Raw genomic sequence first — 21,483 nt, 5'->3', positions numbered from 1 at the left:
GCTTGCTGGGCGTGGCGCCGCGCGACATCCGGCTGGAAGAGCAGGTCGGCAGGGCGCCGCGCCTGGCCGCGCCGCCGCCCAAGGGGCCGCAGCCCGGCTTCAGCATTGCCCATAGCGGACGCTGGGTGGCCTGCGCGGTCAGCGCGCAGACGGCGCTGGGCCTGGATATCGAAATGAAGGATGCGACGCGTGACCTCAACGCCCTGGCCGCGCAGGCCTTCGACAGCGTCGAGATGTCGCAGTGGGAGCGGCTGCAGGGCTTGCCGGACGCGGCGCGCATCGAAGGCTTTTACCGGCTGTGGAGCGAAAAGGAGGCGCGCTTCAAGCTGGGCCTGGCGGCCGGCGGCCATGGCCTGACGCTGCCGCATGCGGAATTGTCGATCGCCCTGTGCAGCGAGCTGCCGCTGGAACGGGCGCCGGCGATCGAGATCGTCACCTTCGACTGAGCCCGGTGTTGATCCGGCGCATGGGCCGGTCTGGTGCATGCGGGCAAGGCTGGACATGCGGTTATAATCCGCTCAATCTTTCCGGAAACGTCACACTGAACGGACCCTTACGATGAGCCAGCCCAATCAGTTTTCGCTGTTGAAACAGCGCCGCTTCGCCCCATTTTTCTGGACCCAGTTCCTGGGCGCGTTCAACGACAACCTGTTCAAAACCGCGCTGGTGGTGATCATCACCTTCGATGCGCTGAGCTGGACCACGCTGGCGCCATCCACCATCACCAACCTGATCCCCGGCCTGTTCATTCTGCCCTATGTGCTGTTTTCTGCCACCGCCGGCCAACTGGCCGACAAGTTCGAGAAGGCCAGCCTGACGCGCTTCGTCAAGTGGCTGGAGCTGGGCATCATGTGCGTGGCCGGGATCGGCTGGATCACCCACCATCTGTGGCTGCTGGTGGCAGCGGTGGTCGGCATGGGCGTGCATTCGACCCTGTTCGGGCCGGTCAAATACGCCTACCTGCCGCAGCAGCTGAAGCCGGAAGAACTGATCGGCGGCAATGGCGTCACCGAGATGGGCACCTTCGTCGGCATCCTGATGGGCGAGGTGCTGGGCGCGGTGCTGGTGGTGCAGCAGCCGCACGGCCTGCTGCTGGAAGCCGCCGCCACCATCCTGGTCGCGGCGCTGGGCCTGCGCGCCGCCTCGCGCATTCCGCTATCGCCGGCGCCGGTGCCCGACTTGAAGATCAGCTGGAACTTCATCGGCGAATCCATCCGCAACATCAATTACTCGCGCAAGAACCGCACGGTGTTTCTGTCCATGCTGGGCAACTCCTGGTTCTGGTTTTATGGCGCGCTGGTGCTGGCGCAGTTCCCGGTGTACGCCAAGGACTATCTGCACGGCGACCACGGCGCCTTCGTGCTGCTGCTGACCATCTTCTCGCTGGGTGTGGGCAGCGGCTCGCTGCTGTGCGAGCGCCTGTCCGGCCGCAAGGTGGAGATCGGCCTGGTGCCGTTCGGCTCGATCGGCCTGACGGTGTTCGGCATCGACCTGTATTTCGCCAGCCTGGCCTTCAGCGCCCATGCGGCGGCCGGCGTGCAGCTGGACGCGCTGACGCTGCTGGCGCAGCACGGCATGTGGCGCATCCTGTTCGACGTGCTGATGATCGGCATGTTCGGCGGCTTTTTCATCGTGCCGCTGTTCGCGCTGATCCAGACGCGCTGCGATCCGGCCCACATCTCGCGCACCATCGCCGGCATGAACATCCTGAACGCGCTGTTCATGGTGGCGGCGGCCGGCCTGGCGATCGTGCTGCTGGGGCAGGGACTGAGCATTCCGCAGCTGTTCCTGGTAACGGCGCTGCTGAACGCGGTGGTGGCGCTGTACATCTTCTCGCTGGTGCCAGAATTCCTGATGCGCTTCCTGGCCTGGCTGCTGATCCACACCGTCCACCGCGTGCACACCGTGGATGCCGACCGCATCCCCGACGAAGGCCCGGCGGTGCTGGTGTGTAACCACGTCAGCTATGTCGATGCGATCGTGATCGGGGCGGCGGCGCCGCGGCCGATCCGATTCGTGATGGACCACCGCATCTTCAAGCTGCCGCTGCTGGGCTGGATCTTCCGCACCGCGCGCGCGATCCCGATCGCGCCGGCCAAGGAAGATCCATGGCTGATGGAGAAGGCGTTCGTCGATATCGCCCAGGCCCTGCATGAGGGGGAGCTGGTCTGCATTTTCCCCGAGGGCAAGCTGACGCGCACCGGCGACATCAACGAATTCAAGGGCGGCATCGCCAAGATCATCGAGCGCACCAAAGTGCCGGTGATCCCGATGGCGCTGCGCGGGCTGTGGGGGCATCTGCTGAGCCGCAACACCGAGAACGTGTTCGAGCGCGCGTTCCGCAACGGTCTGCGTTCGCGCCTGGCGCTGGCGGTCGGGCTACCGGTGGCGCCGCAGGATGTCACGCCTGAAGCCTTGCAGCAGCAGGTGGCGGCACTGCGCGGCGACTGGAAGTGACTAGCAAAAATCGCGCATGCAAGAAGTTATATTTTGTAACTTACCTGCGGTTACAAATTTGCTGATTATCTTGTCAAGTTTTCTTTAGACTGCGATGCGGCGCCCCGACGAGGGCGCGGTCTAACCACTAGGGAAAACATCATGCAGAAATTTACTATCGCGCTGGCCGTCGCCAGCGTGCTGGCGCTGACCGCCTGTGGCGGCGGCGGTTCGTCCAATCCTCAGACCACCACGCCGCCGCAGGCCGCGCCGGCGCAACCGGTCGCCATCAGCATGACCGCGGACTTCACAAAGGGCATCGATGGCTGGACCGTCGGCATGGCGGATTATGGCCAGGGTGGCGAGCCGTCCGAGGCGGCGTATGGCTATATGACGCTGCCGCAACAGCTGTATGGCGAGTTGAACGGACAATTCGGCAGTGCTGCCGGCTTCTATCTGATTTCGCGTAACAACAGCGATGACCTGCTGACCTTTGTCAAACGCCAGTTGAGCGGCTTCGTGCCGGGCGTCAAATACAAGCTGAGCTTCAAGCTGAAGTACGCCACCGATGCCGCCGCCGATGCCGGCTGTGCCGGCGTCGGCGGCTCGCGTGGCGATAACGTCTACATGATCGCCGCCGCCAGCAGCGATGAGCCCAAAGTGGTCAAGGAGGACAACGATTACCGCCTGAACATCGATCACGGCAACCAGAACCAGGCGGGCACGCAGAGCGTGGTGCTGGGCACGCAGGGCGCACCGGGCCTGTCGTGCGACGGCGGCAAGTGGGCCATCACCAGCCACAAGTCGGACGACACGGTCACGGTCACCGCCGACAAGGCGGGCAAGCTGTGGGTGGTACTGGGCACCGACTCCGGCTTCGAATCGACCAATGCGCTGTATCTGTTGAGCGCCACCATCGACGCCACGCCGCAGTAATCAGCGCGCGGCCTGCACCTGGTCGCGGTTGTGGCGGGCGCCGGCCAGGCGAATGATCTGCTCCAGTTCCACCGGCTTGACCAGGTGGTGGTCGAAGCCCGCTTCCAGCGTGCGCCGGCGCGCGTCGCTCTGGCCCCAGCCGGTCAGGGCCAGCATCAGGATGCGCTCGGCCCCGGGCTGCTGGCGGATCGCGCGCGCGGTCTCGTAACCGTCCATGCCCGGCATGCCGAGGTCCATGATGATCATGTCCGGCGCCTGCCGCGCCGCTGCGGCGATGGCCGCCGCGCCGTCGTACACGGCGTGGGCATCGAAGCCGTCCAGTTCCAGCAGCGCGCTGAGGGAGTCGGCGGCGTCGTGGTTGTCGTCCACCACCAGCACCTGCATCTTGCGCCCGTCCAGGTCGGGGGCCCGCGCCAGCGGCACGGCCTGGCGCGCGCCGGCCGCGGTCAGCACCGGCAGGCGGATCACGAACTCGCTGCCCTTGCCCGGCCCCTCGCTGTACGCGTCGACCGTGCCGCCGTGCATCTCGGCAAACTGGCGCGCCAGGCTGAGGCCAATGCCCAGGCCGCTGGTGAACTGGCCGCTGACGGTCTTGCTTTGTTCGAACATGCGGAAAATGCGCGGGATGGTGTCGGTATCGAGGCCGATGCCGTTATCGCGGATGCAGACCACCAGCTGGCCATCCTCGTCGCGCGCGTACACCAGCACGTGGCCGCCCTGCGGCGTGAACTTGACCGCGTTGGACAGGATGTTGGCGTAGATCTGCACCACGCGCGCGTAGTCGATGTCGAGCATGACCTCGCGCGGCGGCAGCTGCCAGGCGATGTTGATGCGCTTGGCCTCGGCGGCCTGCTGGCACAGCTCGCTGACGTGGTTCATCACCGACGCCAGCGTGGCCTGCTGTCGCTGCAGCTGGATCTTGCCGCTGGTGATGCGCGCCACGTCGAGCAGGTCGTCGACCAGCCGCGTCAGCAGCTTGACCTGGCGTTCCACCATGTCGCGCACGCGCCGCAGCGGCTGCGAGTCCGGATGCAAATGGGTCAGCAGCGACACCGAGGTGCGGATCGGCGCCAGCGGATTGCGCAATTCGTGGCCCAGGCTGGCGAGGAATTCATCCTTGCGCCGCGCCGCCTCGCGCACCTGGTACTGCTTGTTGCGCGCGCGCAGCGCGGCGTGCAGGGCGGTGATCAGGGTCAGCGTGCGTACCGGCCGTTCCAGCAGGCTCATGTTGCCAAGGCCGGCGACCGCCTGGCGCACCATGGCCGAGTCGGCGCCGCGATGGGCCAGCAGCATGATCGGCAGATCGGACCAGTCGGGCTGGCGCGCGACGCAGGCCTGCAGCACGCGGTAGCCGGCGGGCAGCGCCTCTTCCACCGTCAGCACGGCGCCGACGCCGCGTTCCAGCTCCTGCGCCAGCTCGGCCGGCGACCTGCACACGTGGCTGTCGATGGCGGCCGTGGCCAGCACGCGGGCGGCCAGCGGTGCATCCTGTCCGGTGGGGGCGTAGATCAGGATGCGCGTTTCCATGCCGCTCAAGCGCCGTTGGCGTCGCCGTGCTGCGGCGCCAACGCCGGCACGCCGGTCAGCACACCCTGGAAGCCGTTCAGCACCGCGCCGACTTTCAGACCACCGGCGCCCAGCTCGAAACGGCGCAGGGTGCGCTCGTGCGCGCTGCCGCGCTTCTTGAACACCGAAATCGCCTGGCGCACTTCGCCGGCCGTCTCGAAATAGCGCAGCATGACGACGTTGTCGGCCAGGTAGCTGGCGTCGATCTGGTTGGGGCCGCTCCCCAGCAGACCCTGCTGCACGCCGACCAGGATACTGACCACGCCGCGCTGGCCCAGCCAGGTCAGCAATTCGTGCAGGTAGGTGATCAGGAAGCGCTCGTCCGGTACCGCGTTCAAGTAGCCGTTCAGGCTGTCGATGACCACCACGCGCGCGCCGCGCTCGACCGCCTTGACCACCACGTCGGCAAATTCGCCGGGTGCCAGCTCGGCCGGGTCGATTTGCTGCACCCACAGCAGTTCTTTGTCGATGGCTGCGCGCAGGTTCATGCCCAGGTTCTCGCTGCGCGCCAGCAGGTTGTCGCGCGATTCCTCGTACAGGAACATGGCGCACCGCTCGCCGCGCTGGGCGGCCGCATGGACGAATTGCGCGCCCAACGACGATTTGCCGGTGCCGGACGGCCCGGTGATCAGCGTGCTGGTGCCTTCCTCCAGGCCGCCGCCGATCAGGATGTCCAGTTCGGGCACGCCGCTGGCCAGTTGCTGGCGTGGCACGGTCTCGCGCGTCTCGGCCGCCACCAGGCGCGGATACACCATCAACCCGCCGCGCAGGATGCGGTAGTCGTGGGCGCCGCCGCGGAAGCCCATGCCGCGGTACTTGACCACGCGCAGGCGGCGGCGCTCGGCGCCGTAAGCCTGTTCGGCCTGGTCCAGCGACAGCACCGCGTGCGCCACGCTGCGCACCTGCAGGTCGGTGCTGAGCGCCGAGCGGTCGTCGAGGAAGATGGTGGTGCAGTTGCGGCTGCTCAGGTACTGCTTGAGCGCCAGCACCTGGCGCCGGTAGCGCAGCGGGCTTTCCGCCAACAGCTGCAGCTCGGACAGCGAATCGAGCACCATGCGCCGCGGCTGGTATTTGTCGACCGCCGCCAGGATGCGCTGGGTGGTGGCGCCCAGTTCGATCTCGGACGGGTGGAAGATGGTGTACTGCTGGTCCGGATCCAGCGATTTTTCATCGGGGATGATTTCCTCGATGTGAACGCCGTCCATGTCCCAGCCGTGCGATTGCGCCACGCCTTCGAGTTCGGCGGCGGTTTCGGCCAGCGTCAGGTACAGCGTGGGGTCCCCCTGGCGCACGCCCTCGAGCAGGAATTGCAACGCCAGCGTGGTCTTGCCGGTGCCGGGTTCGCCTTCGACCAGGTACAGGCGGCCAGCGGCCAGGCCGCCGCACAGGACGTTGTCCAGGCCGGGCACGCCGGTCGATAGCAGATCGGGAGTGATGCTCTGGTTTTTTTCCATAACGATCATACTAACTGATTCGGAAAAAACACGAGTTCCGGTAGCGCTAGCGTCGCGCGCGCTGTTGCAAGCCCTGCTGCTTGTGGCGGTACATGGCGCGGTCGGCGCGGCTCAGCAGGGATTCGATGTCCTGCGGATCGTCGGGATGATGGATGGCAATACCGATGCTGGCGCTGAGCTGCACCGTGGCGGTTTTCAGCACGAACGGCCGCGCCAGCACCGGTTGCAGCTTGTCGGCCGCTTCCTGGGCGGCGGCATCATTTTGCAACATTTCCAGGATGACGATGAATTCGTCGCCGGCCAGGCGGCCGACGGTGTCGGTCTGGCGCACGGCGTCGCGCACGCGGGCAGCGAACTGGCGCAACAGTTCGTCGCCTTCCTCGTGGCCATAGCGGTCGTTGACCTGTTTGAAGCGGTCGAGATCGAGGAAGAATACCGCGCAGCACTGGCGTGAACGGTCGGCGCGGCGCAGCGCCTCGGCCAGCGCCTGCATCAGCGCGCGCCGGTTGGGCAGGCCGGTCAGCGTGTCGCGCAGCGCCATCGCTTCCATCGAGGCGAACAGCGCCTTGCGCTGGCTGATGTCGTGCAGGAAGGCGATGAACAGGTGGCCGCCGCTGCCGGGCACATACGCCAGCGACGCTTCCACCGGCAGTTCGCGGCCATCGCGGTTGTACAGCGTCAGTTCGACTCTTCGGCTGAGCGCGGCTGCCGCCGCGGCCGCGACCGCGCCGCCCTGGGTCTCGGCCAGCTGGCGCATGTCGCGCTCGTAGGCGCGGCGCAGCAGGGGTGGCAGCATCATCGCCGCCAGCGGCTGGCCGATCACCTCCGCGCGCTTCCAGCCCAGCAGGCGCTCGGCCTGCAGGTTCCAGTCACGCACCACGCCGCCCGGGTCGAGCGCGATGAAGGCGTCATGGGCGTTGTCGAGGATGGCGCGCAGCTCGGCCGCGCGCTCCTGCAGCAACTGCTGGGTGCTTTGCTCCTGCGCCAGCGCGCGCTCCAGCAGCAGCGCCTTGCGGGCGATTTCGCGGGTGCGCTCGGCCACCGTGGTTTCCAGCTTTTCATTCAGGCTGCGCAGGTTGTCGAGGTGGCGTTGTTCATCGCGCAGCATCTCGGCCAGCGCGCGCGACAGCACCTGCACCTCGTGGTAGGCGTCCAGCTGCGGCACGAGGGGCAGGGCGGGGCCGCCGGACGTGGCCGCCAGGCGCCGTTCGATGATGCCGCTCAGCAGATTCAGCGGCGCGGTGAAACGGCGCGCCACCACGGCCGCGCCGGCGGCCAGCACCAGGCCCAGCACGGCGCCCAGCGCCAGAATCTGGTGTTCCAGCGAGCGCACACCGCTCAGCGCCAGCTCTTCCGGCTGGCGCACCAGGATGGACCAGGTCAGCGTCGACGCATCTTCGGGATTGCCGCTGCGGGCATAGCCGGTCAGGTAGCGCTTGCCGTCGGGCCAGGTTTCGCTGAGCGCGCCGGACGCGCCGCTTTGCGCCAGCTTCAGGCTGTCCGCCGCCAGCTTCTGTTCTTCCATGCCGCGCGGTCCGAGCATGATGGTGCCGTCGCCGCGCACCACGAAGATGTCGGCCGAATACTGGCGGTCGGCCGGCGCCAGGATGTTCTGCACCAGCCGGCGCGCCCAGCCCCAGCTCATGTGCACGCACAACACGCCGCGATAGTTGCCTTGCGCGTCGCGCACCGGGCCGGCGGCGTCGACGAAGCGCCAGGGATCGGCGCTGGCCGGCAGTTTGTTGCCCAGCAATGTGGCAGGATGAAAGTCGCCCGCGTAAATCTTGTCCTGCCCGCCCTTGAACCAGTCGCGTTCGCCGACATTGACGTTTTCCAGCAAGCCCTGGGTGGCCGCGTACACCGTGCCATCGGGATTCGCCAGGCCGATCCAGGCGTAATCGGGGAAGGTCTTCTGCAGGTTTTCCAGCACCTGGCGCACGTCGGCCGGCGTGCGCGCGGCGCGCACGTCTTCCAGCTCGGCCAGCAGCTGAACGTCGCCGGTGGCCTTGCGCACCACATTGTTGAGCGCGTCGCGCATCTGCCAGGAGAGCTGCTGCAGCCGCTGCTCTGCTTCGGCGCGGGCGTAGGCCAGGGCGAAATGGTCGACCAGGATGAGCAGGCACAGCACTGTCAGCAATACCGTGGCGCTCACGCCCACCGTCACCAGCGTGGTGAGACGGGGCCGGACTGGACTGGTAATCGGCGGCAGAGTCATGGGCAGCTGCGGGCGGGCAAAAAAATGTCCTTGGGAAAGTGAGTCGATTGTAGCACCGGGGCCAGCTGGCTCTGCTGTATTGGCGTGACGGCGGACGGCGGGTGTTGCTTCTGTCACCTCGTCGCATGTTTTGCGCCGCACAAAAACTTGCTTGACTTAATTAGAATGATCGTTCATTCTACAGCCTGTGCTTAATTTTTCTACAGAAAGCCCAAACATGGAAGCCTTGTTCAGCAAACAACCGATGCTGCGGACAGCCGGGGCCGCAGCCCTGATCACCGCAACCGCCCTGATGGCCGGTTGCTCCAAATCCACGACCGAAGCACCTCACAAGCAGCAGGTGGCGGAAGTGGGTGTTTTCCAGGTGCAGCAGGCGCCGCTCAGCATCACCACCGAATTGCCGGGTCGCACCGCCGCCTTCCAGGTGGCCGAGGTGCGACCGCAGGTCAATGGTCTGATCCAGAAACGCCTGTTCGTCGAGGGCGCCGACGTCAAGGCCGGCACGGCCCTGTACCAGATCGATCCGGCCATTTACCAGGCCACGTACAACTCGGCCAAGGCGGCGCTGGCCAAGGCCAAGGCCAACCTGCTGACGGCGCAGCCGAAAGTCGGCCGCTACAAGGATCTGGTGGCGATCGAAGGCGTCAGCAAGCAAGACTACGACGACGCCGTCGCCAGCTACGAGCAGGCCAAGGCCGACGTCGAATCGGCCGCCGCCGCGCTGGAGCAGGCCAGGATCAATCTCGAATACACCCACGTGGACGCGCCGATCAGCGGCCGCATCAGCCGCTCGAGCGTGACGCCGGGCGCGCTGGTGACCGCCAACCAGACCACCGCGCTGACCACCGTGCAGCAGCTGGACCCGATCTATGTCGACGTCACCCAGACCAGCGAAGACATGCTGCGCCTGAAGCGCGACATCGAAAGCGGCAACCTGAAGAAAAACGGCGGCCAGGCCAGGGTCACGCTGCTGTTCTCGGACGGCAGCAAGTATGCGGAAGAGGGCAAGCTGCAGTTTTCCGATGTCAGCGTCGATCCGGGCACCGGCAACGTGACGCTGCGCGCGCTGTTCCCGAACCCCAAGCATGATCTGTTGCCGGGCATGTTCGTGCGCGCCGTGATCGAATCGGGCGTCGACGAAAAAGCCATCGCCGTGCCGCAGCAGGGCGTGACCCGCAATCCCAAAGGCGAAGCCACCGCGCTGGTGCTGAACAAGGAAGGCAAGGTCGAACAGCGCACCCTGGTCACCGGCGGCACGCTGGGCGACAAGTGGCTGGTCAAGTCGGGCCTGAGCAATGGCGATCTGCTGATCGTCGAGGGCGTGCAGAAAGTGAAGCCGGGCGCGCCCGCGCACGCGGCGGCGGCCAAGCCGGATGCCGGCGCCGCCAAGGTGGCTGCCGGCGGCGCCGTGCCGGCCAACGCCAAGAGCGCGCAGTAAGGAGATAGCCCATGTCCCGTTTCTTTATTGATCGCCCGATTTTTGCGTGGGTGGTCGCGATCGTGATCATGCTTGCCGGCGTGATGGCGATCCTCGGCCTGCCGATATCGCAGTATCCAAGCATTGCGCCGCCGTCGATCTCGATCAGCGGCAGCTATCCGGGCGCCTCCGCCAAGACGGTGGAAGACGCCGTCACCCAGATCATCGAACAGAAGATGAAGGGTATCGACGGCCTGCGCTACATGTCGTCGTCGTCCGACTCCAGCGGCGGCATCAGCATCACGCTGACCTTCCGCAGCGGCACCAATCCGGACATCGCGCAGGTGCAGGTGCAGAACAAGTTGCAACTGGCGACGCCGCTGCTGCCGGCCGCCGTGCAGCAGCAGGGCCTGGTGGTGGCGAAAGCGACCAAGAACTTCCTGATGGTGCTGGGCTTCGTGTCGGAAGACGGCTCGATGAAGCAGGCCGACATTGGCGACTACGTGGCCGCCAACGTGATCGACCCGATCTCGCGCGTGGAAGGCGTGGGCGACGTGACCAACTTCGGTTCGCAGTACGCCATGCGCATCTGGCTGGACGCCGCCAGGCTGCAGAGCTACCAGCTGACGCCGGCCGACGTGTCGAGCGCGATCACCGCGCAGAACACCGAAGTCTCGGCCGGTGAGCTGGGCGGCCTGCCGGCCGTCGCCGGCCAGCAGCTGAACGCCACCGTCACCGCGCAAAGCCGTCTGCAGACCGCCGAGCAGTTCGGCGCCATCCTGCTGAAGACCTCCGCCAGCGGCGCCACCGTGCACCTGCGCGACGTCGCGCGCATGGAGCTGGGCAGCGAGACCTACAACATCCTGGCGCGCTACAACGGCAAGCCGGCATCGGGCATGGCGATCAAGCTGGCCACCGGCGCCAACGCGCTGGATACCGCCAATGCCGTCAAGGCCAAGGTGGCGCAGATGCAGAAGCAGTTCCCGCACGGCCTGAAAGCCGTGGTGGCCTTCGACACCACGCCGTTCGTCAAGCTGTCGATCGAGGAAGTGGTGAAGACGCTGGTGGAAGCGATCGTGCTGGTGTTCCTGGTGATGTATCTGTTCCTGCAGAACTTCCGCGCCACGCTGATTCCGACCATGGCGGTGCCGGTGGTGCTGCTGGGTACCTTCGCCATCCTGTCGGCGCTCGGTTATTCGATCAACACCCTGACCATGTTCGCGGTGGTGCTGGCGATCGGCCTGCTGGTGGACGATGCCATCGTGGTGGTGGAAAACGTCGAACGCGTGATGACGGAAGAGGGCTTGTCGCCGCTGGAAGCCACGCGCAAGTCGATGAGCCAGATCAGCGGCGCGCTGGTCGGCATCGCGCTGGTGCTGTCGGCGGTGTTCGTGCCGATGGCCTTCTTCAGCGGCTCGACCGGCGTGATCTACCGCCAGTTCTCGGTGACCATCGTGTCGGCGATGGTGCTGTCGGTGCTGGTGGCGATGATCTTCACCCCGGCGCTGTGCGCGACCATTCTCAAGCCGGTGGAAAAAGGCCATCACATGGCCGACAAGGGCTTCTTCGGCTGGTTCAACCGGACCTTCGACCGCGGCACCCAGCGTTACCAGGGCATCGTCGGTTCGATCCTGAACCGCGGCGGCCGTTCGCTGGCGCTGTACGCGGTGCTGGTGGTGGTGCTGGGCTTCTGCTTCCTGCGCCTGCCGACTTCCTTCCTGCCGGAGGAAGACCAGGGCGTGCTGTTCTCGCAGATCCAGCTGCCGACCGGCGCGACGCAACAGCGCACGCTGAAGGTGATCGAGAAGGTGGAGGACCATTTCCTCACCAACGAGAAGAGCAATGTGGCTTCCGTGTTCGCCGTCGCCGGCTTCAGCTTCAGCGGCAATGGCCAGAACAGCGGCATCGCCTTCGTGCGCATGAAGGACTGGTCCGAGCGTCCGGGAGCCGCCAACCGCGTCAGCGCCATCGCCGGCCGCGCCATGGGTGCGTTCTCACAGATCCGCGACGCGATGGTGTTCGCCTTTGCGCCGCCCGCCGTGCTGGAACTGGGTAACGCCAGCGGCTTCGACCTGCAGCTGCAGGACATCGGCGGCGTCGGCCACGAGGCGCTGATCGCCGCGCGCAACCAGATGCTGGGCATGGCGTCCAAGAGCTCGGTGCTGGTGGGCGTGCGCCCGAACGGCATGGAAGACACGCCGCAGTACAAGATCACCGTCGATCAGCAGAAAGCCATCGCACTCGGTCTGAAGGTGGAAGACGTGAACAAGGTGCTGAGCACCGCCTGGGGCAGCTCCTACGTCAACGACTTCGTCGACCGTGGCCGCGTCAAGAAGGTCTACCTGCAAGGCGCGCCGGAGTCGCGCATGACGCCGGAAGACCTGAACAAGTGGTTCGTGCGCAATGCCGATGGCGACATGGTGCCGTTCTCCGCCTTCACCACCGGCAAATGGATTTATGCCTCGCCGCGCCTGGAGCGCTACAACGGCCTGTCCTCGGCCGAGATCCTGGGCCAGCCGGCGCCGGGCCAGAGCTCGGGCGCCGCGATGAAGGAAATCGAAAAGCTGGCGGAACAACTGCCGCCGGGTATCGGTTACGAATGGACCGGCCTGTCGACCGAGGAGCGCGATTCCGGTTCGCAGACCACGCAGCTGTACGCGATCTCGATCCTGATCGTGTTCCTGTGCCTGGCCGCGCTGTATGAAAGCTGGTCGGTGCCGTTCTCGGTGCTGCTGGTGGTGCCGCTGGGGGTGATCGGCACGGTGCTGGCCACCATGCTGTTCAAGCTGTCCAACGACGTCTACTTCCAGGTCGGCCTGCTGACCGTGATCGGTCTGTCGGCCAAGAACGCGATCCTGATCGTGGAATTCGCCAAGGAACTGCAGGAGGGCGGCGAAGAGCTGAAGAAGGCCACGCTGCACGCCGTGAAGCTGCGCCTGCGCCCGATCCTGATGACCTCCATCGCCTTCGGCCTGGGCGTGCTGCCGCTCGCCGTCAGCAGCGGCGCCGGTTCCGGCAGCCAGAATGCGATCGGCGTGGGCGTGCTGGGCGGGATGCTGTCGGCGACCTTCCTGGGCATCTTCTTCGTGCCGCTGTTCTTCGTGCTGGTGCGCGGCTACTTCGCGCCGAAGAAGGGCGCTCCCGCAAATGCTGTAGAGGTGCATTGATATGAAAAAATCTGTAATTGCAATCGCTGTCCTGGGCATGCTGGCCGGCTGCAGCCTGGCGCCGACCTACGAGCGTCCGGCGCAACCGGTGGACCAGGCCTGGCCGCAGGGCGACGCCTACAAGGGCGTGCCCGCCGCCGCGGCCGACGCCAAACCGGTCTCGCAAATCCACTGGCGCGAATACTTCTCCGACGAGAAGCTGCGCAAGGTGATCGAACTGGCGCTGGCCAACAACCGCGACCTGCGCGTCTCGGCGCTCAACATCGAGAAGGCCAAGTCGCAGTACAACATCGACACGGCGGCGCTGCTGCCCAAGCTGTCGGCCAACGTCAGCCAGAGCGCAACCCGCACGCCGCGTACCCTGAGCGGCACCGGCGACGCCGTCATCAACCGCCAGTACAACGGCGGGCTGGTGATGTCCTCGTACGAGCTGGATTTCTTCGGCAAGGTGCGCAACACCGCCGAAGCGGGCCTGCAAAGCTACCTCGCGACCGAGGAAGCGCGCCGCACCCAGCAGATCACGCTGGTGGCGGAAGTGGCGAACGCCTACCTGACCCTGATCGCCGATCAGCAGCGCCTGAAGCTGGCGCAAAGCACGCTGGCCAGCCAGCAGACCAGCTATGACCTGAGCCGCAAGCGCTTCGACGCGGGCGTGGTGGCCGGCACCGATATCTACGATGCCCAGACCACGCTGGAATCGGCGCGCAACGACGCCGCCATCTACACCGCGCAGGTGGCGCTGGACCAGAACGCGCTGACCCTGCTGGTGGGCAGTGCGGTGCCGCCCGAACTGCTGCCGGCCGGCGACCTGGCCGAAGTGACCCAGCTGGCCGCGATTCCGGCCGGCCTGCCGTCCGACCTGCTGCAATCGCGTCCCGACGTGCAGGAAGCGGAACGCGCGCTGCGCGCCGCCAACGCCAACATCGGCGTGGCGCGCGCCGCCTTCTTCCCCAGCATCTCGCTGACGGCGTCCGGCGGCAGCGCCAGTGCCACACTGTCCGGTTTGTTCAAGGCTGGTTCGGGCGCCTGGAGCTTTGCGCCGCAGGTCAACCTGGCGATCTTCGATGCCGGCGTCAACCGCGCCAACCTCGATATCGCCAAGGCCCAGCGCGACATATCGGTGGCGCAGTACGAGAAGGCGATCCAGACCGCGTTCCGCGAAGTGGCCGATGCGCTGGCCACCCGCGGCACGCTGGATGAGCGCCTGGCCGCGTCGCAGGCGCTGGCGGATGCGGCGCAGAAGAGTTACACCATCAACGAGGCGCGCTACCGCAAGGGCGCCGATTCGTACCTGAACGCGCTGGTGTCGCAGCGCGCGTTGTACGCGGCGCAGCAAAGCCTGATCACCACGCGCCTGGCCAAGAGCAGCAACGCCGTCACCCTGTACAAGGTGCTCGGCGGCGGCTGGCAGCCGGAGTTGCCGGTATCGGCTCAGCCACGCGGCTGATCGCGCGCGGCGGGCGTGTGTTGCGATATGCCCGCCGCCATCTTCCCGTGTTAAATTGCCACCATCCCAGGTCAAAAACCACCAAGGACACCCATGAATACCCCGGCCAAACGACGCACAGACCCGGAACGGGCGCAGAGTCGGCGCAATCAGGTATTGCAGGCGGCGGCCGTATGCTTCGCGCGCAGCGGCTTTCACGGCGCCAGCATGTCGGAGATCTCGAAACAGGCGGGCATGAGCGCCGGCCATATCTACAACTACTTCGACAGCAAGGACGCCATCATCATGGCCTTTGTCGACCTGCAGTCGGAACATGTTATGACGCAGCTCAGTGAACTGGACAGCAAGGACGATCCGCTGCAATCCATGATCGACGAGGCGCCGCGCCACATCGACGAGAGCCTGGACCCGCACTTCTTCGAGCTGCCGATGGAGATGTGCGCGGAAGCGGCGCGCAATCCGCGCATCGCCGAGGCCATGCGGGCGGCCGACGTCGAGGCCATGGCGCGTTTTCGTCCCATCATCAAGCGCGAACGCGAACGGCGCGGCCTGGCGGCCGACGATGCGCTGCTGGACGGCCGCATCAACACGCTGGTGTCGCTGTTCCACGGCCTGCCGGTGCGCGCCTTGCACGTGCCCGGCATGCACCGCGACGCTCTGGTGGAGGGCTACCGGGTCGCCCTGAAGGCGCTGCTGCTGACCTGATTTGTCTCTTAATGTTTCGCCCGGCTGCAAGCGGGCGGCCGCTGTTGTAACATGCATGATCTCCCCATCTGCTGAACGGAGCATCATGACATCCTACGTAATCCCCGCCCACGACATCGTGGGCCTGCCGGTCGCGGGCACGTCCGACCTGTTTCCCGTGCGCCGTGTCTACTGCGTCGGCCGCAACTACGCCGGCCACGCGCGCGAAATGGGCTCCGACCCGGAACGCGAACCGCCATTCTTCTTCTGCAAACCCGGCGACGCGCAGGCCGTGGTGCCGGCCGCGCCCAATCGCGTGCTGGAACTGCCGTATCCGCCGCTGACCAACAACCTGCACTACGAGTGCGAACTGGTGGTCGCCATCGGCAGGGGCGGCGCCAACATCGCGGTGGAGGATGCGGCCAGCCACATCTTCGGCTACGCCGTCGGCTTCGACATGACGCGCCGCGACCTGCAGTTCAAGATGCGCGACGCCGGCCGTCCGTGGGAAATCGGCAAGGCGTTCGACTTTTCGGCGCCGATCGGCCTGATTCACCGTGCCGAAGAGGCCGGCGACATCAACCACGCGGCGATCCAGCTCGACGTCGATGGCGTGACCAAACAGTCGTCGACCATCTCGCACCTGATCTGGTCGATCAGCGAAACCATCGCCAACCTGTCGACCCTGTTCACGCTGGCGCCCGGCGACCTGATTTTCAGCGGCACGCCGGAAGGAGTGGGCGCGGTGGTGCGCGGCAACGTCCTGGAAGGCAAAGTGGACGGCCTGTCGCCGATCACCGTGAAATTGGTATAAATAGTTTATAACAGCGCGTCGATCGCTTCCAGCGCCGCGCGGGCGCCGGAAGCCAGTCCCACATCGTGCGGACTGGCCACCTGCGGCTCGCGCGGGTTGACGCGTATCATCCGACCGTTGTGATGGCGGATCACGCGGTGGCCGAAATGGCGTACCGACGGTATCGCCATGCCGGCGCCCAATTCGATCACCAATGGCCTTTCGGCCTGGCGCAGCAGGGCGTCGAGCCGCATTTCCTGCGCGCTGGCGCGTTGTTCGTTCCAGCCGCCGTCACCGAACATCAGAATGTTCGGCCGCGCCATGGCGCCGCAATGCGGGCAGGAGGGCGCGGCATTCAACAGGCGGCAGGCGTCGTTGTCCACCCGCGGCGTGAAATCGTCCGCACTCCAGATCTGCGCACCGCATGGCTGCAGGCATTGCAGGTGATGGATGGAACCGTGACATTCGTATATCCGCTGCGGATCGAAGCCGGCGCGCTGAAACTGTCCATCGACGTTGCTGGTGAAGACGGCATCGCCATGCCGCATGCGTTTGCCCCATTTTTTCAACAGGGCGAAGCCGGGATGCGGCACGGTGGCGCGATACAGGTTCAGCCGGTGTCCGTAAAATCCCCAGGCCAGCGCGGGGTCGTCATGGAATGTCGCTGGCGAGGCCACGCTGGCAAACGCCATGCGCGCCCGACCGAGGGCGGGATAAGCCTGCCAGAACCCCTCGTTGCCACGAAAATCGGGCAGGCCCGAGTCCACGCCCATGCCGGCTCCGGCCGCCACGATCAACAGATCGGCCTGGCTGACGAGGGTGGCAGCTTGCTCGAGCAGGGCGGGATTCATCTTTTCATCTTAACCGCGCGCGGCAAACATGACAAATACTTAAAGCGGCTGCTATAATAAGCCGTTCGTCGGGGCGTAGCGCAGCCTGGTAGCGTACTTGCATGGGGTGCAAGGGGTCGGAAGTTCGAATCTTCTCGCCCCGACCAACACAATCGAATCAAAGACTTAGGCCAATCATCAGATTGGCCTTTTTCTTTTCCAGCGATAGATCCGGAGGCTGATCGCGGAAGATGTGTGGCGTTGTGCAAAAGAATTTAACAATGCACGATTGAAAATTAACAAATAAAAATCTTGTTATTGTTATTATTTAGATGCATTGCAAGCATTATTTTATTAACCACACCTTAATTTCCCCGGAGTACCCATGAAACTGAAACTGATCGCCGCCACCGCCCTGCTGGCCACTTCCTTTGCTGCTTCCGCAGCGACCTATGACCTGGGCACGCTGTCGCCTGCGGGCTTCGATTCCTGGGGCGAATCCTCGGTCCGTATCTCGGCCGGTACCGCGATCGATGACACCTGGACCTTCACCCTGCTGGCGGACTCGACCGCATCGTTCCTGGCCAGCCAGACGTTCGCCGTGACCGGTGGCGCGATTTCGAACTTCAGCGCGGTATTGCTGGGTAATACCTTCGCCCCAGGCGCGGGCACCACCACCTCGCAATCCCTGAGCTGGGGCGGTGTGCTGTCGGCTGGTACCTATTCGGTGCACGTCACCGGTCTGACCACCGCCGACCGCACCACCTATCAAGGCGCGGTGTCGGCGCTGCCGGTTCCGGAACCGGAAACCTACGCGATGCTGCTGGGCGGCCTGGGCATCCTGGGCGCAGTCGCGCGTCGCAAGTCGAAGAAGTCGGCCTGAGCTCAAGTAGCCGTAACGTCCGGCCATAGGGCGACGTTGAACGCCTGAACAAGCCCGCGACCGCCAGGTCGCGGGCTTTTTGCTTTGGGCGCGCGCGCGTCTGACGAACGCAACAATGCGACCGATTTCAGCGGCCGGGCGACCGGCGGCCCGCTATCTGATCGATATCTTCTATACAATAATTCGTACAGGTCGCATAACAATTCCAACTTCGGGTTTATGGACGAGACGTTCAGCTATTGCCGCGCAATCGTGGCGTGCGTGGTGTTCGCCGTCGGGGCGGCGCCAGCGCTGTGTCAGTCGCGTGCGGCGCCGGTCGCGCCCAGCAATTTGCACCACACCAGCTGGACCGCGCGTGACGGCGCGCCGGAGTCGGTCTTGTCGATCACCCAGACCCGCGATGGCTGGTTGTGGCTGGGCGGGCCAGGCGGCCTGGTGCGCTTCGACGGCATGCGGTTCGAACAGTTCGTGCCGGGCAATGGCGCTTTGCCGACCACCAATGTCAGCCTGGTCAACGCCGTGGCGGGCGAAGCGCTGTGGATCGGCTACCGCACTGGCGGCGCCAGCGTCTTGCGCAACGGCCTGATACGCAATTACGGCGAGCGGGACGGCTTGCCGCCCCGTGCCGCCGTGTGGGGCCTGGAGCGCGACGGCGGCGGCCGCATGTGGGCGGCCACGTCGACGGGCCTGTGGTATCTGGAGCGCGAGCGCTGGCAGCCGGCCGCCGCCGCGTGGGGGCTGGCCGGCGGCAGCTATAAAACGCTGATGCGCGACCGCCGCGGCGTGTTGTGGGCGCAGGGCGACGCCGGCGTGTACGCGCTGCAGCCGGGGGCGCGGCAATTCACCCGGGCCGGCGTCGACAGCGGTACCGGCGTGCTGTTCGAACTGCCCGATGGAAATGTGATCAGTTGGGATGCGCTGCACTCCCGTCTGCACCTGCTGACCGGTCCGCAAGCGAATACGCCGTACCGGGCGTGGGGCGCCCTGGGCGATCCCGGCAGCCTGCTGGTCGACCGCCACGGCGATCTCTGGGTCGGCCAGTTGCGGGGCCTCGAACAGCGCACCGGACCGCGCATGACGCTGGCCGCGCCGCAGCAAGGCTTGAGCGGTCACGCGGTCGGGGCGCTGTTTGAAGATCAGGAGGGCAATGTCTGGGCCGCGACCTCGCGCGGCGTCGATCGCTTCCGCCATCGGCGCGTGACTAGGCTGAACGTGCCCGATGCCACGATCAGCGGCGGCCTGATCGCCGACGACCGTGGCGGCGTCTGGATCGGCAGTTATCATGTGGTCTCGGATGAAAGCGGCCATGTCACGGCCAAGCCGCTGTGGACGCCGGGCACGGGCGAATGGGACAAGCTGCTGACCAGCTTTGCCCGCGGCGCCGACGGCGTGCTGTGGGGCGCCTCGTACGGCGCCTTGCGGCGCTTCGGACCCTTCGGCGGCAGGCCGGTGGCCTTGCCGTCGGTGCCCGGCGGCGCCCGGCCGCGGGCATTGCTGGCGCAGCGCGACGGCAGTCTGCTGGCGGCGCTGGTCCAGCATGGCCTGTATCGCCGCGATGCGCTGGGCAATTGGGAAAAATTCGGGCCGGACGGCGAAGTCAACGCGATGGCCGGGCGGGACGCCGCCGGGCTGTGGCTGGCCTATCAGTCCGGCGTGGCGGCGCGGGCCGATGGCGCGCGCTGGCGCCGCTACGGTCCGGAGCAGGGGCTGGCGCTGGGGGCGCTGCTGTCGTTGCAGGTGCACGGTCGGCATGTCTGGGCGGGCGGGGAAGGCGGCCTGGCCTTGTTCGCAACCGACCGTTTTCACCCGCTGCTGGGGGCCGACGGCGAAAATTTCCACGGCGTTTCCGGCATGGTGGAACTCGACAACGGCGATCTCTGGGTGAATGCGTTTGCCGGCTTGTTCCGCATCGCCCGTGCGGAAATCGCCAAATTCGAGCGTTCCGCCGACTATCGCGTGCGCGCCACGCGGCTGGATCAGCTCGATGGGCTGGAGGGCAGTGCGCCCAAGATGCCCAGCCCGTCACTGGTGCTGGCGGCCGACGGGCGCCTGTGGCTGGTGCGCTCGGCCGGCCTGTTCCGCCTGAATCCGGCCGAGCCGGCCCCGGCCATGCCCGGCCTGCCGGTGATCGTCAAGACGCTGGGGCCGCCGGGCGCGCGGCGGCCGCTGCAGCAGCCGCTGCGCCTGGCGCCGGACAGTTCCGCGCTGCAGATCGATTATGCGCTGCCCGCGTTGTCGATCCCGGAGCGCCTGCGTTTCCGCTACCGTCTGCACGAGGTCGACTCGGGGTGGCAGGAGGTGGGCGCACGCCGCAGCGCCTACTACAGCAATCTGGCGCCCGGCGAATACCACTTCAGCGTCGCTGCCAGCGACTACGACGGCCGCTGGTCCGACACCGTCACCAGCGTGGCGTTTGCCATCGCGCCGACCTACACCCAGACTTGGTGGTTCAAGGCTCTGTGTGCCATCGGCGCGCTGCTGGCGTTGGCCTTGGCCTGCCGCTGGTATGTCCGGCGCATGGGCCGGCAGATGGCCAGCCGGCTGCAGGAGCGCATCGACGAACGCGAGCGGATCGCGCGTGAATTGCACGACACCCTGCTGCAATCGGTGCAGGGGCTGGTGCTGCATGTGCACGTCGCGCTGCTGAAGCTGCCGCCGGCCGATGCGGCCCGCCGGCAGATCGAAACCGCGCTGGATCTGGCCGAACAGGTGCTCGACGAGGGGCGCGGACGGATCCGCGATCTGCGCGGCGAAACGGGCGGCAACCTGAGTTTCGCCGACGCCGTGCTGGCCGGCGCGACGCGCATGCAGCACGGCGACGGCTGCCCGCTGCGGCTGACGATCTTCGGCGCGGTGCGCAAGCTGGACGCGATGATCCACAACGAGGCGCTGGCGATCCTCACCGAGGCGGTGGCCAACGCCCGCATCCACGCCCAGGCCAGCCGCATCGACGCCGAGCTGCACTACGGCAGCCGGGCCTTCCGCTGCGTGCTCAGCGACGATGGCGTCGGCATCCCTGACGCCGTGCTCAGCGAGGGGGGACGGCAAGACCACTGGGGCATGCGCGGCATGTATGAACGCGCGGCGCGCATCAATGCCAGGCTGGTGGTGCGCAGCGGCAGCGGCAGCGGCACCGCGTGGGAGCTCGATATTCCTGCCATGCAGGCGTACCGGTAATGGATCACCCGGGCAGCAACAGCTTGAGCAGCGACGGCAACAGCTGGCCCAGGAACACGGCGCCGACAACCCACGCGATGATGGTGGATCGGGTTTCGGCCAGGTCGGCCTTGGTTGCACTGTTGGCTTTTAAAAAAGCGATGTCGACCTTCATCGCGAAAATGTCGGCTTCTATCTTTTCCAGGCGGGCTTGCATGTTCATACGCCAATCATAAGAAGCCTGCGATTCTTCGTCAAATTTCATGGACATAACGTGCTCCCCGGTCGAAAACCCAGCGACTCCGCCTTGGCGATCGTGACGCTGGCGGGCAGCGCGAAGCTGAGGCCGGTCAGCGGCAGCAGGGGCTGGTAGTTCACCTGGCCGCACTCGCCGTCGCCCGGCGCGCACACGCGTGCGCGCACGAAGCGGATGCAGCTGGCGCCGTGCGGATCGGCGGCGCAATTGATGCGCGCGCGCGCCGGGCAGGCCGGCATGTCC

General features: G+C 66.2%; 15 protein-coding genes, 1 tRNA gene and 1 pseudogene. 11 read left to right on the top strand and 6 right to left on the bottom strand.

Going from position 1 to position 21,483, the window contains the following annotated elements; all coding sequences use genetic code 11:
- The 3 genes from E4L98_RS19945 to E4L98_RS19935 form a co-directional block, all read left to right on the top strand.
- On the top strand, positions 1-446 hold a 446-nt coding region (locus E4L98_RS19945; RefSeq protein WP_135203291.1), incomplete at its 5' end, for a 4'-phosphopantetheinyl transferase family protein.
- 112 nt (positions 447-558) lie between these two features.
- Positions 559-2,457: an MFS transporter gene (locus tag E4L98_RS19940; protein ID WP_135203290.1), complete on the top strand. Its 1,899-nt coding sequence runs from the start codon at positions 559-561 to the stop codon at positions 2,455-2,457.
- A gap of 141 nt (positions 2,458-2,598) precedes the next feature.
- Positions 2,599-3,372 carry a hypothetical protein gene (locus E4L98_RS19935; RefSeq protein ID WP_229257482.1) on the top strand — a complete coding sequence of 258 codons (774 nt, stop codon included), beginning with the start codon at positions 2,599-2,601 and terminating at the stop codon, positions 3,370-3,372.
- Here E4L98_RS19935 and E4L98_RS19930 read toward each other — a convergent pair whose 3' ends face one another.
- The 3 genes from E4L98_RS19930 to E4L98_RS19920 are packed head-to-tail and all read right to left on the bottom strand — an operon-like array spanning position 3,373 to position 8,607.
- Complete coding sequence (locus E4L98_RS19930) at positions 3,373-4,899, bottom strand: hybrid sensor histidine kinase/response regulator (protein WP_135203289.1); 1,527 nt, start codon at positions 4,897-4,899, stop codon at positions 3,373-3,375.
- A gap of 5 nt (positions 4,900-4,904) precedes the next feature.
- The gene (locus tag E4L98_RS19925) at positions 4,905-6,392 is read right to left on the bottom strand and encodes an ATPase domain-containing protein (protein ID WP_229257481.1); all 1,488 of its coding nucleotides are present in this window, start codon (positions 6,390-6,392) and stop codon (positions 4,905-4,907) included.
- Between the two features lie 46 nt (positions 6,393-6,438).
- The gene (locus E4L98_RS19920; protein WP_135203287.1) at positions 6,439-8,607 is read right to left on the bottom strand and encodes a diguanylate cyclase domain-containing protein; all 2,169 of its coding nucleotides are present in this window, start codon (positions 8,605-8,607) and stop codon (positions 6,439-6,441) included.
- Between the two features lie 217 nt (positions 8,608-8,824).
- Here E4L98_RS19920 and E4L98_RS19915 point away from each other — a divergent pair, with 217 nt between their 5' ends.
- From E4L98_RS19915 to E4L98_RS19895, 5 genes are all read left to right on the top strand, one after another.
- Positions 8,825-10,045, top strand: coding sequence for an efflux RND transporter periplasmic adaptor subunit (locus tag E4L98_RS19915; protein ID WP_307722135.1), 1,221 nt, complete (start codon positions 8,825-8,827; stop codon positions 10,043-10,045).
- An 11-nt stretch (positions 10,046-10,056) separates the two neighbouring features.
- Positions 10,057-13,191 carry an efflux RND transporter permease subunit gene (locus E4L98_RS19910; RefSeq protein WP_135203286.1) on the top strand — a complete coding sequence of 1,045 codons (3,135 nt, stop codon included), beginning with the start codon at positions 10,057-10,059 and terminating at the stop codon, positions 13,189-13,191.
- 1 nt (position 13,192) lies between these two features.
- Positions 13,193-14,638 (top strand): efflux transporter outer membrane subunit, encoded by a 1,446-nt coding sequence (locus E4L98_RS19905; protein ID WP_135203285.1) that lies wholly within the window; start codon positions 13,193-13,195, stop codon positions 14,636-14,638.
- Positions 14,639-14,731: 93 nt separating this feature from the next.
- Positions 14,732-15,343, top strand: coding sequence for a TetR/AcrR family transcriptional regulator (locus tag E4L98_RS19900; protein WP_135203284.1), 612 nt, complete (start codon positions 14,732-14,734; stop codon positions 15,341-15,343).
- Between the two features lie 85 nt (positions 15,344-15,428).
- Entirely contained in the window at positions 15,429-16,136 is a 708-nt protein-coding gene (locus E4L98_RS19895) for a fumarylacetoacetate hydrolase family protein (RefSeq protein WP_135203283.1), read from the top strand.
- A 5-nt stretch (positions 16,137-16,141) separates the two neighbouring features.
- Here the strand turns inward: E4L98_RS19895 and E4L98_RS19890 are convergent, their stop codons facing one another.
- Positions 16,142-16,966, bottom strand: a complete 825-nt coding sequence (locus E4L98_RS19890; protein ID WP_135203282.1) for an SIR2 family NAD-dependent protein deacylase — start codon at positions 16,964-16,966, stop codon at positions 16,142-16,144.
- Positions 16,967-17,035: 69 nt separating this feature from the next.
- On the opposite strand from E4L98_RS19890, the gene E4L98_RS19885 reads away from it, so the two are divergent.
- The 3 genes from E4L98_RS19885 (at position 17,036) to E4L98_RS19875 (ending at position 21,005) form a co-directional block, all read left to right on the top strand.
- Positions 17,036-17,112 (top strand) — tRNA-Pro (locus E4L98_RS19885).
- 218 nt (positions 17,113-17,330) lie between these two features.
- Positions 17,331-17,828: an FxDxF family PEP-CTERM protein gene (locus tag E4L98_RS19880; protein ID WP_135203281.1), complete on the top strand. Its 498-nt coding sequence runs from the start codon at positions 17,331-17,333 to the stop codon at positions 17,826-17,828.
- A 219-nt stretch (positions 17,829-18,047) separates the two neighbouring features.
- Positions 18,048-21,005, top strand: a complete 2,958-nt coding sequence (locus E4L98_RS19875) for a sensor histidine kinase (protein WP_135203280.1) — start codon at positions 18,048-18,050, stop codon at positions 21,003-21,005.
- A 4-nt stretch (positions 21,006-21,009) separates the two neighbouring features.
- On the opposite strand, the gene E4L98_RS19870 is transcribed toward E4L98_RS19875, so the two are convergent.
- A complete protein-coding gene (locus tag E4L98_RS19870; RefSeq protein ID WP_167761392.1) occupies positions 21,010-21,255 on the bottom strand; it encodes a hypothetical protein in 246 nt (81 codons plus the stop codon).
- Positions 21,246-21,483 (bottom strand): annotated as a pseudogene (locus E4L98_RS30115) (pilus assembly protein); the annotation flags it as partial. The gene E4L98_RS19870 and the pseudogene E4L98_RS30115, both read right to left, overlap by 10 nt.

This window comes from Duganella callida, from assembly GCF_004614165.1.
GTDB classification, from domain to species: domain Bacteria; phylum Pseudomonadota; class Gammaproteobacteria; order Burkholderiales; family Burkholderiaceae_D; genus Rugamonas; species Rugamonas callida.
The sequence above is the reverse complement of the archived record's forward strand: the minus strand, read 5'-3'. Positions and strand labels throughout refer to the sequence as shown.